Source organism: Micrococcoides hystricis (assembly GCF_042434215.1).
GTDB lineage: Bacteria > Actinomycetota > Actinomycetes > Actinomycetales > Micrococcaceae > Micrococcoides > Micrococcoides hystricis.
In genome coordinates this window covers 223,907-236,163 of record NZ_JBHLUB010000029.1, presented here as the reverse complement: position 1 = coordinate 236,163, position 12,257 = coordinate 223,907, and the positions used below count along the sequence as shown (strand labels likewise).

8 protein-coding genes are annotated in these 12,257 nt (G+C 59.3%); 6 read left to right on the top strand and 2 right to left on the bottom strand.

The window, feature by feature from the left end:
- The coding region (locus ACFFFR_RS07975; RefSeq protein WP_377459389.1) for a hypothetical protein at window positions 1–447 on the top strand (447 nt) is incomplete at its 5' end.
- A gap of 29 nt (window positions 448–476) precedes the next feature.
- On the opposite strand, the gene ACFFFR_RS07970 is transcribed toward ACFFFR_RS07975, so the two are convergent.
- Window positions 477–2,498 carry an alpha-1,4-glucan--maltose-1-phosphate maltosyltransferase gene (locus ACFFFR_RS07970; protein ID WP_377459377.1) on the bottom strand — a complete coding sequence of 674 codons (2,022 nt, stop codon included), beginning with the start codon at window positions 2,496–2,498 and terminating at the stop codon, window positions 477–479.
- A 62-nt stretch (window positions 2,499–2,560) separates the two neighbouring features.
- On the opposite strand from ACFFFR_RS07970, the gene glgP reads away from it, so the two are divergent.
- Window positions 2,561–5,194 carry an alpha-glucan family phosphorylase gene (gene glgP / locus ACFFFR_RS07965; RefSeq protein ID WP_377459375.1) on the top strand — a complete coding sequence of 878 codons (2,634 nt, stop codon included), beginning with the start codon at window positions 2,561–2,563 and terminating at the stop codon, window positions 5,192–5,194.
- A gap of 98 nt (window positions 5,195–5,292) precedes the next feature.
- Here the strand turns inward: glgP and ACFFFR_RS07960 are convergent, their stop codons facing one another.
- On the bottom strand, window positions 5,293–6,864 hold the full coding sequence (locus tag ACFFFR_RS07960; protein ID WP_377459373.1) for an alanine/glycine:cation symporter family protein: 1,572 nt from the start codon (window positions 6,862–6,864) through the stop codon (window positions 5,293–5,295).
- Between the two features lie 315 nt (window positions 6,865–7,179).
- Between ACFFFR_RS07960 and ACFFFR_RS07955 the strand changes: the two genes are divergently transcribed.
- The 4 genes from ACFFFR_RS07955 (at window position 7,180) to amaB (ending at window position 12,230) form a co-directional block, all read left to right on the top strand.
- On the top strand, window positions 7,180–7,860 hold the full coding sequence (locus tag ACFFFR_RS07955; protein ID WP_377459371.1) for a GntR family transcriptional regulator: 681 nt from the start codon (window positions 7,180–7,182) through the stop codon (window positions 7,858–7,860).
- 138 nt (window positions 7,861–7,998) lie between these two features.
- Window positions 7,999–9,192 carry an NAD(P)/FAD-dependent oxidoreductase gene (locus tag ACFFFR_RS07950; RefSeq protein WP_377459370.1) on the top strand — a complete coding sequence of 398 codons (1,194 nt, stop codon included), beginning with the start codon at window positions 7,999–8,001 and terminating at the stop codon, window positions 9,190–9,192.
- A 38-nt stretch (window positions 9,193–9,230) separates the two neighbouring features.
- Window positions 9,231–10,676, top strand: a complete 1,446-nt coding sequence (gene hglS / locus ACFFFR_RS07945) for a 2-oxoadipate dioxygenase/decarboxylase (protein ID WP_377459368.1) — start codon at window positions 9,231–9,233, stop codon at window positions 10,674–10,676.
- Window positions 10,677–10,703: 27 nt separating this feature from the next.
- Window positions 10,704–12,230, top strand: a complete 1,527-nt coding sequence (amaB, locus tag ACFFFR_RS07940; RefSeq protein ID WP_377459367.1) for an L-piperidine-6-carboxylate dehydrogenase — start codon at window positions 10,704–10,706, stop codon at window positions 12,228–12,230.
- Window positions 12,231–12,257 lie beyond the last annotated feature (27 nt).

The window sequence follows — 12,257 nt, the reverse complement described above, 5'->3', positions numbered from 1 at the left end:
GCGGCACCGCTCTGGGCTTCCGCAACCTGCTGCACTACATCACCAGAGCACTCCTGGACACCGGCGGATTCAGAACCAAAATACACTCATTTTTACGATGAGCCACATTACTACCGTCTTGAGCCATCGTGGGAGTCTGGTTGGATCCATAGATCCACACTTATTGACCCAGTTCCAGATGCCGAACTGGAGCCCTTAAACGTTGCACTGCTGCCGTCTGAAGCTCACTCCAAGCTCAAAGTTAGCGATGTCGTACTCGGCACCTACCATGGTCGAAGGAGCAATGGCCATTTAGTGGAACTAATTGCCTACGCAACTGGGATGGACAACGAGGACAAATTTCTTCGATTTAATCTGTTCGACCACGAAAAATTCAGGTCTACCCAAGAATATTTCGATTTCCTTGGTCACGGACAATTCCAACCTGCTAGGGGCTGGCGTCCCTAAAAACTGGCCATGAGTATCCCGCCAGACATCTAATGCTTCACGTGCAGGATGTGTGCGACGTTCTTCCAGGGATCCAAGCGGAAGTAGTTCTCTTCACCCCAGTCGTACACCTCCCCGGAAAGCAGATCCTCAACTTGGAACCGAGCTTTACCTTCGGCCAAACCAAGGGCATCGAGGTCAAGCCACACGGTTCCCTCACGGACCGCTTGCGGGTCCGTGTTAAGCACTGTGATCAACGTGTCGGTACCATCCGCAGTGACCTTGGTCTTGGAGAACACCACGGTGGCATCATCGCTGCTTTCGTGAATCGTCATGTTCCCGAGGTCCTCGGTGGCCGGGTGGTTTCGACGGATCCAGTTCAGCCGGGCCAACATGGGGGCCATTGACTTGCCCTCGGCTTCGGCTGCCTGATAATCGCGAGGTTTAAACTCGTACTTCTCGTTGTCGATGTACTCTTCAGCACCCGGTCGGGCCACGTGCTCAAAGAGTTCGAACCCGGAGTAGACGCCCCACAGCGGGTTAGACATCGCAGCTAGGACCGCACGCACCTTGAAGGCCGCCGGTCCGCCGAACTGCAAATACTCGGTCAGAATGTCCGGGGTATTCACAAAGAAGTTCGGTCGGTAAAGCGCCTGGGTTTCTTGCGTGATTTCCGCCAGGTACTCTTCGATCTCTTCCTTGGTGTTGCGCCACGTGAAGTACCCGTAGGACTGCTGGAAGCCGACCTTGGCCAAGGTGTGCATCATGGCCGGACGGGTGAATGCTTCCGCCAAGAACACCACCTCGGGGTGTTTCTTGTGCGTCTCACGAATCAACCATTCCCAGAACCAAACCGGTTTCGTGTGTGGATTATCGACGCGGAAGATTTTGACCCCGCGGGAGACCCAGAGCAGCACAATCTTCAGGATCGCTTTGGACAGAACCTTGGGGTCGTTGTCGAAGTTCAGCGGGTAAATATCCTGATATTTCTTCGGTGGGTTCTCCGCGTAGGCGATGGTGCCGTCCGCTTGGATGGTGAACCAATCCGGGTGTTTGGCGACCCACGGGTGATCCGGTGAGCACTGCAAGGCGAGGTCGAGTGCGATCTCTAGGTTGTTCTGATTGGCGACCTCAACGAAGTCGATGAAGTCCTGCACCGTACCAAGCTCCGGATGGACCGCCTCGTGCCCACCTTCCTTAGCGCCGATCGCCCACGGGGATCCTGGATCCTGTGGCCCAGCGGTCAAGGTATTGTTCGGGCCCTTACGGTGGGTGACACCGATCGGATGAATCGGCGGCAAATACACAACGTCGAAGCCCATCGCGGCGACTTCCGGCAAACGCTTTTGGGCGGTCTTGAACGTACCTGAGGCCCATTCCCCCGTGGCCGCGTCGTAGCTAGCACCAATAGAACGAGGGAAGAATTCGTACCATGCGCCACGGTGAGCGAGTTCTCGTTGGACCTGAATCGGATAGGCCGGGGAAGCAGAAACCAGCTCGCGGTAGGGTTCCTCGTCCAGAGCATTCTTGATCGTGGGGTTCTGCGTCGCAGCCAAGCGCTGCGCCACGGGCAGGTCTTTGCCGCGTAACAATTCGACCAGTTCGGTAAAAACTTTGCCCTCTTTACGTGAATTCTTGCGATCAGCGGCGACAGCTTCGAAGAGGTTCGCACCTTCTGCCAGCATCAATTCACTATCGACACCGGCCGCAATTTTCACCTCGGCGGCATGGGCCCACGTTGCGACGGAATCGGCCCAGCCCTCCACGCAAAACGTGTATTCGCCCACCGCTGGTGGACGCAGCGTGGCGTGAAATAGGTCTGTTCCCGGAGCCCCGGGGGTCATCGTTTTCTCTTGAATTCTCGCGCCAGCAGCGTCGAACAGCACGGCTGTGGCAGCTACTTTCTCATGTCCTTCGCGGAAGACCACGGCGGAAATAGTGATGTCCTCATTCGGAGCCGCTTTCGCTGGGAAAGCTCCGCAATCAATGACCGGGGAAACGTTCGTGACAACGATGCGCCCGGTTTTCAAATCTGGATACGGTCGTGGAGCAAGATTATGAGTAGCGTTCACGCCTCTAAGGCTAGTCAGCGCGAGAGAACTTTGCACACTTATTTATTGGTTACCCTGAGTGTGTGAAAGCGATTAGACGGTTTACTGTGCGTACCCACTTGCCCACCGAACTTCAGGGTCTGAGCGAGCTAGCTGCCAACCTTCGTTGGAGCTGGCACCTACCGACTCAGCGGCTCTTTGAGTCCCTCGACCCACAGGGGTGGGCCGAAGTTGGTGGCGACCCAGTTGCCCTGCTGAGTTCTTTCCACCGCAGTCAGCTGGCGGCCCTTGCAGCTGACCCGGACATCGTCCAGCGCACCCGGGAGCTCACCGAGCAGTTGCGTACGTATCTCAGCGAAGACCGCTGGTACCAGCAAGACGTTGCAGGCACCGAGCACGCCCCGGAACGCATCGCTTACTTCTCTCCTGAATACGGGATCACGGCGGTGCTGCCGCAATACTCCGGTGGCCTCGGAATCCTTGCCGGTGACCATCTGAAGGCTGCCTCTGATCTTGGCGTCCCGATTGTCGGGGTTGGTCTGCTGTATCAATCCGGGTACTTCAACCAGTCACTGTCTCGTGACGCTTGGCAGTTGGAAAACTACCCTGTTCTTGATCCGGATAACCTGCCGCTCACCCAGTTGAAGGAGGCAGACGGGACAGCCGCAACCGTCACCCTGGATTTGCCCAGCGGACGTAAACTGCACGCCGATATCTGGATCGCTCAGGTCGGCCGCGTACCGCTTTTGTTGTTGGATTCAAATGTTCCAGCCAACGACGACTTTGCCCGCACCATTACCGACAGACTTTACGGTGGCGGCGGCGAGCACCGTTTACTGCAAGAACTCTTGCTTGGCATGGGCGGGGTCAAGGCGCTACGCACATACGCACGCATCACCGGCACCCCTGCGCCGACGGTCTACCACACCAACGAAGGCCACGCTGGGTTCCTGGGCATCGAACGCATTGAGGAACTTCTGGGCCGCGGCCTGAACTGGGATCAGGCCCTTGCTGCGGTACGCGCCTCCACCCTGTTCACCACGCACACTCCGGTTCCAGCTGGTATTGACCGTTTTGATCGCGAGCTGATCCGTCATTTCTTTACCGGACCGCTGGCGCCATCGGTACCGGTTGAGAGCCTGCTAGAGCTGGGCACCGAAGACTATGTTGATGGTAATCCGGCCGTCTTTAACATGGCCGTTATGGGTTTACGTCTGGCCCAGCGCGCCAATGGTGTTTCCCAATTGCACGGGAATGTTTCCCGGGAAATGTTCTCCGGTCTCTGGCCAGCCTTTGACACTTCAGAAGTCCCGATCACCTCTGTCACCAACGGCGTGCACGAACCCACGTGGGTGGCACCGGAGATTGTGGACTTCGCAGCCGAAGCTCTCGGCATGGATGCAGTCATTGAATCCGACTGGTCCCAGGTCGGCAAGATCCCGGACAACACGCTGTGGGATCTGAAACGTGTACTGCGCCGCAAACTCATCACCGACGCCCGGATGCGACTGCGCAAGTCATGGTTGGAGCGCGGTGCGGGAGAAGCCGAGTTGAGCTGGATCGATGAGGCACTCGATGAAAACGTCATGACGATCGGCTTTGCACGCCGTGTGCCAACCTATAAACGGTTGACCCTGATGCTCCGCGACCCCGAACGTTTGGCCAAGCTCTTGACGGATCCGCAGCGACCCATCCAGTTGGTCATCGCAGGCAAGTCCCACCCTGCCGACGAGCAGGGCAAGCGGATGATCCAAGAGTTGGTACAGTTCACCGATGATCCGCGGGTGCGTCAGCGCATTGTGTTCCTGCCGAACTATGACATGCGCATGGCACAGACCCTCTTCCCCGGCTGCGATGTGTGGTTGAACAACCCGTTGCGTCCACTAGAAGCCTGCGGCACCTCTGGTATGAAGGCCGCGCTTAACGGTGGCCTCAACCTGTCCATTTTGGATGGCTGGTGGGATGAAATGTACGACGGTAATAACGGTTGGGCTATCCCGACCGCTGCGGCTACCGCTACCGAAGACGAACGCGACGATCTTGAATCGGCGGCACTCTACGATTTGCTGGAGAACCAGTTGATTCCACGCTTCTACGGCTCGGAAGCGCCGGAAGCAACCCCGGGTGAGCTGACCGCCCAGGACTCCGGTGCGCTGGTGCCGCAAGATCCTGTGCCACATCAGTGGATCTCCATGATCAAGCACACTTTGCAAGATCTGGGTCCGAAGGTTTCTGCCTCCCGAATGCTGAAGGACTACGTTCAGCAGCTCTATCTGCCAGCTGCCCGCTCGGGCGCGATTTTCGCCGCAGACGACTTTGCCGCCGCGAACCAGTTCGCCGGTTATGTGGAGCACTTGAGGCAGAACTTTGACGCGGTCAGCATCGAGCACGTGGACTCACACGGCGTGGAAGAAGCCCCGCAGATCGGTGACACGCTCACGGTGCAGGCCTACCTTCATCTTGGTCGGCTGCGCCCGGAAGAGGTCCAAGTGCAGATCATCTATGGTCGCTGCCACGTCGACGATGATGCCCTGCTGGATCCGCAGATGCATGACCTAGAACTGGCGGAGGATCTGGACGACGGGCGGTTCCGTTACACGGGGCATGTGACCTTGGAGACCTCCGGTTCCTTCGGTTACACGGTGCGAATCCTGCCCGCCCATCCGCTCCTGGCTAGCCCGGCTGAGCTCGGCATGGTCCGGTTGCCAGCCCACTAGAGCGGACGAAACAGAACCCAGACAATAAGGAGGCCTCGTAGCGTCAACCGACGTTACGAGGCCTCCTTATATGTTTGACGAGCTCGCTTCTGAGCTAATTACCTGTCGGAAGCATTCGCCGAGACAGGGTCCTTATCTGCTCCCCCGCTGGGCTGGGAACCACCGTTCTTGTCGATCTTCTCGGACATCTTCGCGCCCAAGATCGTGGATCGTTCACCCAGTGGCACCACCGGGATCTGCCCGGTTTGGCAACCGACGCGGTGATCGAACACCTCTTTACGCAACACCTTGGCCAGGAAGTAGATACCCAACATGTTCGGCACCGTCACGAGGAAGAACATCGCATCGGAGAACCGGACCACCATATCCAAGGAGACGGAAGCGCCAATCACGATGAAGACAACGTAGACCACGTCGTAGGCCCGCTCAGCGATCTTCGACTGGTTGAAGACATAGCCGGTGGTCTTGCGACCGTAGTAGGAGAAGCTCAAGATCGTGGAGAAACCGAACAGTGCGATGCTGACGGTCAGCAGGATTGAGAACGCATCGTGAACCGTGTTGAACGCATCAGTCGTCATGGCCACACCGTCAGAGGTGGTGTCCTGGTAGACACCGGTCACGATGATCGCCAACGCGGTCATCGTGCAGATCACCACAGAGTCAATGAATGGCTCCCAGGCGGCGACCAAACCTTCTTCTGCCGGACGCTTGTTCTTGGAAGCCGCATGAGCCATAGCTGCGGTACCGGTACCAGCGGCGTTGGAGAACACTGCTCGCTGAATACCGATGATGGCCACACCAATGATGCCGCCCGTGACACCCGCACCGGTGAAGGCGCTGGAGAAGATGGTCGCGATGGCGGCAGGAATCTGACCGATATTGATGGCCAAGATCAGCAAGACACACAGTACATACAACACGGCCATGATTGGGGTGATGCGGCTGGTCATGCGTGCGATCGACTTGATACCGCCGATGATGACGACGCCGGCCACCAGAGCCAACACCAGACCGACGATCCAGCCCTGCCCGTACAGTGGGCTGTCGGTTCCGCCGGTCACGTTGACGAGCTGTGCGGTGACCTGGTTGGCCTGGAAAATGTTACCCGCACCGAGGACGGCGATCATCATGCCCGCCGCGTAGAACAGGCCAAGGAATTTACCAAGCTTTGGCCGACCAATCGACTTCAGACCGTCGCGCAGGTAGTACATCGGCCCGCCGGAGACGCTACCGTCGGCGTGCACCGTACGGTACTTCTGCCCCAGCGTCGCCTCAGCCATCTTCACGGCCATTCCGAGCAAACCAGCCAGAATGATCCAGAGCGTCGCGCCGGGTCCGCCCAGAGAGATAGCTACCGCCACACCGGCGATGTTGCCAAGACCGATCGTTCCGGAAAGTTCTGTCGCCAGCGCTTGAAAGCTGGTGACCTGCCCCGGATCCGAGTGACGGCTGTAGTGACCCTTGATGATCTTAAAGCTGAGTTTGGCGTCGCGAATGGGCCGAATGCGAAGCCAGAATGTGAGGAAAATACCCGCAGAGATCAGCCAGACTACTAGCAGCGGGAGCTCGGCGTCACCGATGGGAACAGCGAAGAAAACGATCGTCTCAAGAAAGTCGACGATGGGACCGAAAATATTTTGAATTGATTCGTCGACAGACGTTGCTGACATGAGTGTTGGAATCTCGTGCGAGATTTTCATCTGAACCTTCCGAACTGTCAGATTGATGGAGAAGAGAGGGATCCACGGCTATCCACACTGACTTTGTGATGTACGCCACTCTCAGCTATCGATAACCCATAATCCTCCACGCGGTTTTTCATGTCAACCCTTTTCCCCATTTTGGCGACAGAAAGATACTCATCAGTAGGCGTAGCTTTTGGCAGCAGCTTTGCGACCACCGAGTAAGTCGAACACAGAATCAACCAATCTCGCGCATTTGTGACGATAGACTGCCGATAAGTTCAGTAGGCAGTAGGAGCCACGATGAGTTTGGACGCTTCCCGCTTGCCCTTTGCCAGCGACATGGTTTCGCAGGCCCTGCGGCACAGCACCCTCAAGGACTCGACCGAGTCCATGCTTCGGCATGCTTTACTCAGCGGCGATATGAAGCCCGGGGAGATTTATTCCGCCAACGCCATCGCAACCCAACTCGGGCTTTCTAACAGCCCCGTGCGTGAAGCCATGATGTCGCTGGTCAACCGTGGCCTGCTCGAACTGGTGCGCAACCGCGGCTTCCGCGTGGTGGAGCTCAGCGACGCCGATAAGCGCGAAGTCTACGACTTGCGGCTCCTCGTCGAGGTGGAAGCTGTTCGCCGCATCGCCGCCCGCCGTGTCACCGAGGGCGAAGCGACGGAACTACGAAAACTTACCCAAAAAACGGTGGATCTTACTCAGGGCGACCTGGCCGACTACCTCGAGGCAGACCAAGAATTCCACCTCAAACTCGTTGAACTTTTGGGCAATCAACGCTGGCTCGAGATCGTTGAACGCTTGCGCGACCAGTCTCGCGTCAACGGCTCCTACGAGCACCTCAAGGGCGACGGGCAACTTCTCGCCAGCGCCCAGGAGCACGAGCGCATCACCGAAGCCGTGATCAGCGGCGAGCCAGATTTGGCCGCCGCATTGATGATCCAACACCTCGAATACGCGCGACCAGACTGCTAGCTTTACGGCCCCGCCGCAGACAACCCAAACTATTTCCCATGTGACCCTTGACACACAGTTCCAGCTCGTGAAGTATGGTTATCGATAACCCACAACAGGCGTTTTAGTGAACGCCATCACACGAGAAGGGACTCGTTTGTGGAACACGCAATCTCGTTGAGTCTCACTACCGCTGCCGCACAACCCGCGTCAGCAGACGTCGTCATCGTTGGCGGCGGCGCCATCGGCGTGAGCATTGCTTGGCATTTGGCCTCCCAAGGCGTGCGCAACATTGTCGTTGTTGAAAAAGGCCAGATCGGCAAGGGCTCTTCAGCAAAACCACTGGGTGGAGTGCGAGCCAACTTCTCTGATCCCTCCAACATCGTCTTGGGTCAGCGCTCCTTGAAGAAGTTCGCAAACTTCCAACAAGATTTCGGGATCGACATTGGTCTGAAACGGGTTGGCTACCTCTTCTTGGCCCGCGACTCCGCAGAAGCCGATTCACTGGTGAACTCGACCGCCGTCCAGAACGAAATGGACGTCAACTCCCGGATTGTCACTCCGCGTGAAGCCGCCGAACTCAACCCTTTCTTGAACCCGGATGCGCTCATGTGTGCCGCCTTCTCACCGGAGGACGGCTACGCCCAACCAGCCAAGGTCGTGGAAGGGTACGTGCGCGCCGCCGAAGAACTGGGCGTCACCTTCTTGAACTGCACCGAAGTCTTGAGCATCGACACCCAGGACGGCGCGGTTACCGCGGTGACGACGACTAGGGGCACCATCAAGACGAACGCGCTGTTCAACTGCGCCGGGGCTTGGGGCGGAACGGTCTCAGCCATGCTGGGCGTGAACATGCCGATCGAGCCGGTTCGCCGCATGATTGGTTTCACACCGACAGCCCCTGCAGACAAGCCGCATCCGACGGTTCCCTTCACCTTGGACCTGTCCACCACCATGTACTTTCACAATGCCGGCGATGCCCTCTTGCTGGGGATTTCCCACGATCAGGACCCCTGCTACCACCGCGAATTCGATTTCTGCTGGCTCAACGAATTCAACGACGCCGCAGCGGTCATCGCACCAAGTTTGGCGAATCCGACCATCGAGTGCGGCTGGGCTGGCCTCTACGAGAACACCCCGGACCATGACGCGTTCATCGGCCGCAGCCATCACATCAGCAACTACTTCTACGCCACCGGCTTCTCCGGTCACGGCTTCTTACAATCTCCTGCCGTTGGCGAGCTAATGGCGGACCTCTACCTTGACCGCGAATCCTTCATGGACCCGCTGCCGTTCTCCCTTGAGCGGCTCAACGCACCCGCGCTGACTCGGCGCGAAGTCAACATCATCTAGCTTTCAACCAACTTATTTTCGAAAGGTATCTCAGGAACATGGCATTCCAAGAACTGTGGCAACTTCGCGCAGCCTTCGCGCTAAGCCTGTCAGAAATGTACGGCAAGGAAGTTCCCGCCTACAACACCTTGGTGGACGTCTCCACCAAGGTCAATGAAGAGTTCATGGCCAAAGAGGGCGCCGAGGCCGAACGCCTGGGCAGCATCGAACGGGTCACCGCCGAACGTCACGGTGCCATCCGCGTTGGTTCCCCCACCGAGATGGCCCAAGTTGCTCGCGTCTTCGCCGCCTTCGGGATGTACCCGGTCGGCTTCTACGATCTGCGTGATGCCTCCAAGTCCTCGGTGCCCGTCGTCTCCACCGCCTTCCGCCCCGTGGACGCCGATGAACTCGCCAAGAACCCATTCCGTGTCTTCACCTCAATGCTGGCCGCAGATGACCCACGCTTCTTCGACGAAGACCTGCAAGCCCGCCTGCAAGACTTCATCACCCAACGCACGCTCTTCCCGCAAGAGCTCCTGGCACTGGCTGACAAGGCGGCCGAACAGGGCGGCCTTGACGATGCCGAGGCCGCGCACTTGCTCGAGCTGGCCACCGCAGCTTTCAAACTCTCCGATGACCCGGTCGATCACGCCTGGTACCGCGAGCTTGAAAACATCTCGGCTGTCGCCGCGGACATCGGCGGTGTCAGCAGCACCCACATCAACCACCTCACCCCACGCGTGCTGGACATCGATGAGTTGTACCGCCAAATGGAAGAACTCGGCATCAAGATGATCGACGAGGTCCAAGGCCCACCCGCGTGGGAAGGCCCCGACATCCTGCTGCGCCAGACCTCCTTCCGCGCACTCTCCGAAGAACGCATCTTCAAGTTCGAAAACGGTACCGTCGGCCCGGGCACTTTGCGCGTGCGCTTCGGCGAAGTTGAGCAGCGCGGCATCGCACTGACCCCGGCCGGCCGGATCCTCTACGACCAGATGCTGGCCGAGACCGACCGACGGCTAGCCGAATCCGGTGGCATCCGCACCGACGTGGCCCGCGAGGTCTGGCGGGAGCGACTGCCAAACACCGAACGTGGGCTGGCAGAACAGGGCCTCGCCTTCTTCACCTACCACCTAGCCGAGGGCGCCCAAGCTGCGGCTGCCGAACAGGCTGCCGGCGCCGAAACCTCCGTCTGGGATCTGGTCGACGCCGGGCACGTGGTCGCCGAGCCGATCGTCTACGAGGACTTCCTGCCGCGCTCGGCAGCCGGCATCTTCCAGTCCAACCTGACCGGGGAAGGCTCCCGCGATGACGCCCAGGCCGGTACCGACTATGACATCACCGTCATGGAACAGATCGTCGGCCGCCCCGTCCACGACCCCAACGAACTCTACGCCGCGCAGCAGCAAGCATCCCTTGATGCCCTCTCGGAGGCCCTGAAGGCCACCGTCACTGCGGACGCGCACAACCCGGCGCTGTCCGCGAGCGCAACCAGCAACTAAACCTGAAACAACCATTCAAGGAGAGCAATGACCATCCAACTTCAAGACCAGACCATGACCACCACCGTACGTGAGGCCCTGCTGGCCTGCGGTGTGAGCGAACACCAGTTCCACGGCGACCGAGAGATCCACTCCCCCGTCACCGGCGAACTGCTGCTGAACGTACAATCCCACACCCGCGCCGACGTCGAACAGGCCATCACCGATGCCCACGACGCATTCCTGACCTGGCGAGATGTGCCGGCCCCGGTTCGCGGGCAGGTCGTCAAACGGTGGGCCGAACTGCTCACCGAGCACAAATCCGATCTGGCCAGCTTGGTCACCGCGGAGGTCGGCAAGATCACCTCCGAGGCTGAAGGCGAAGTACAAGAGATGATCGACATTTGCGACTTCGCGGTGGGTCAGTCCCGCATGCTCTACGGCAAGACCATGCCATCCGAGCGCCCCGGCCACCGGCTCATGGAGACCTGGCACCCACTCGGTGTCGTTGGTTGCATCACCGCGTTCAACTTCCCTGTTGCCCCCTACGCGTGGAACACCGCGCTCGCGTTGGTAGCCGGAGACTCCGTCGTGTGGAAGCCATCGGCGGTCGGAACCCTGTGTGCCCTAGCCACCCAGGCCCTGCTCAGCCGCGCCGTTGCCGATTGCGGTGCCCCGGAGGGCATCAACCAGCTGGTGATCGCTGACCCGGAGGCCTCTGCCCCGCTGCTGGATGACAAGCGCGTCGCCCTCGTCTCGGCCACCGGTTCCACCCGGATGGGACGGGAAATCAGCCCACGCGTAGCCCAGCGCTTCGGCCGCATCCTGCTCGAACTCGGCGGCAACAACGCAGCCCTGGTCACCCCGAGTGCTGACCTTGATCTGGCCCTGCGCGGCATCGCGTTCGCCGCCGCCGGAACCGCCGGCCAGCGCTGCACCACCATGCGCCGGCTGATCGTCCACGAATCCGTGGCCGATGAACTGGTAGAGAAACTGGTCGCCGCCTACCGGACCCTGACCATCGGCAAGCCCTCCGACGAGGGCGTGCTGGTCGGCCCACTGGTGAATCGCCGCTCCTACGAAGACATGCAAGCCGCCCTAGCCCAGGCCAAGGACGAAGGCGGACAGGTACTGGTTGGCGGCAACCGCGTCATGGCCGATGAGTACCCGGACGCCTACTACGTGGAACCTGCCATCGTGAAGATGCCAGCTCAGTCCGCCATCGTGGAAGACGAGACCTTCGCCCCGATCCTGTACGTGATGACCTACACGGATTTGGATGAAGCCATTCAGCTGCACAACGCGGTCCCCCAGGGCCTGTCCAGCGCCATCTTCACCTCAGACCAGACCGAAGCCGAGATCTTCCTCTCCGCCCGCGGTTCGGACTGTGGCATCGCCAACGTCAACATCGGCACCTCCGGGGCCGAGATCGGCGGCGCGTTCGGTGGCGAGAAGGAAACCGGTGGCGGTCGCGAATCCGGATCCGACGCCTGGAAGATCTACATGCGCCGGGCCACCAACACCATCAACTACTCGGGCGAACTGCCGTTGGCCCAGGGCGTTGAATTCATCTAGCAAGTACAGCTGAGCCAAACACTGAAA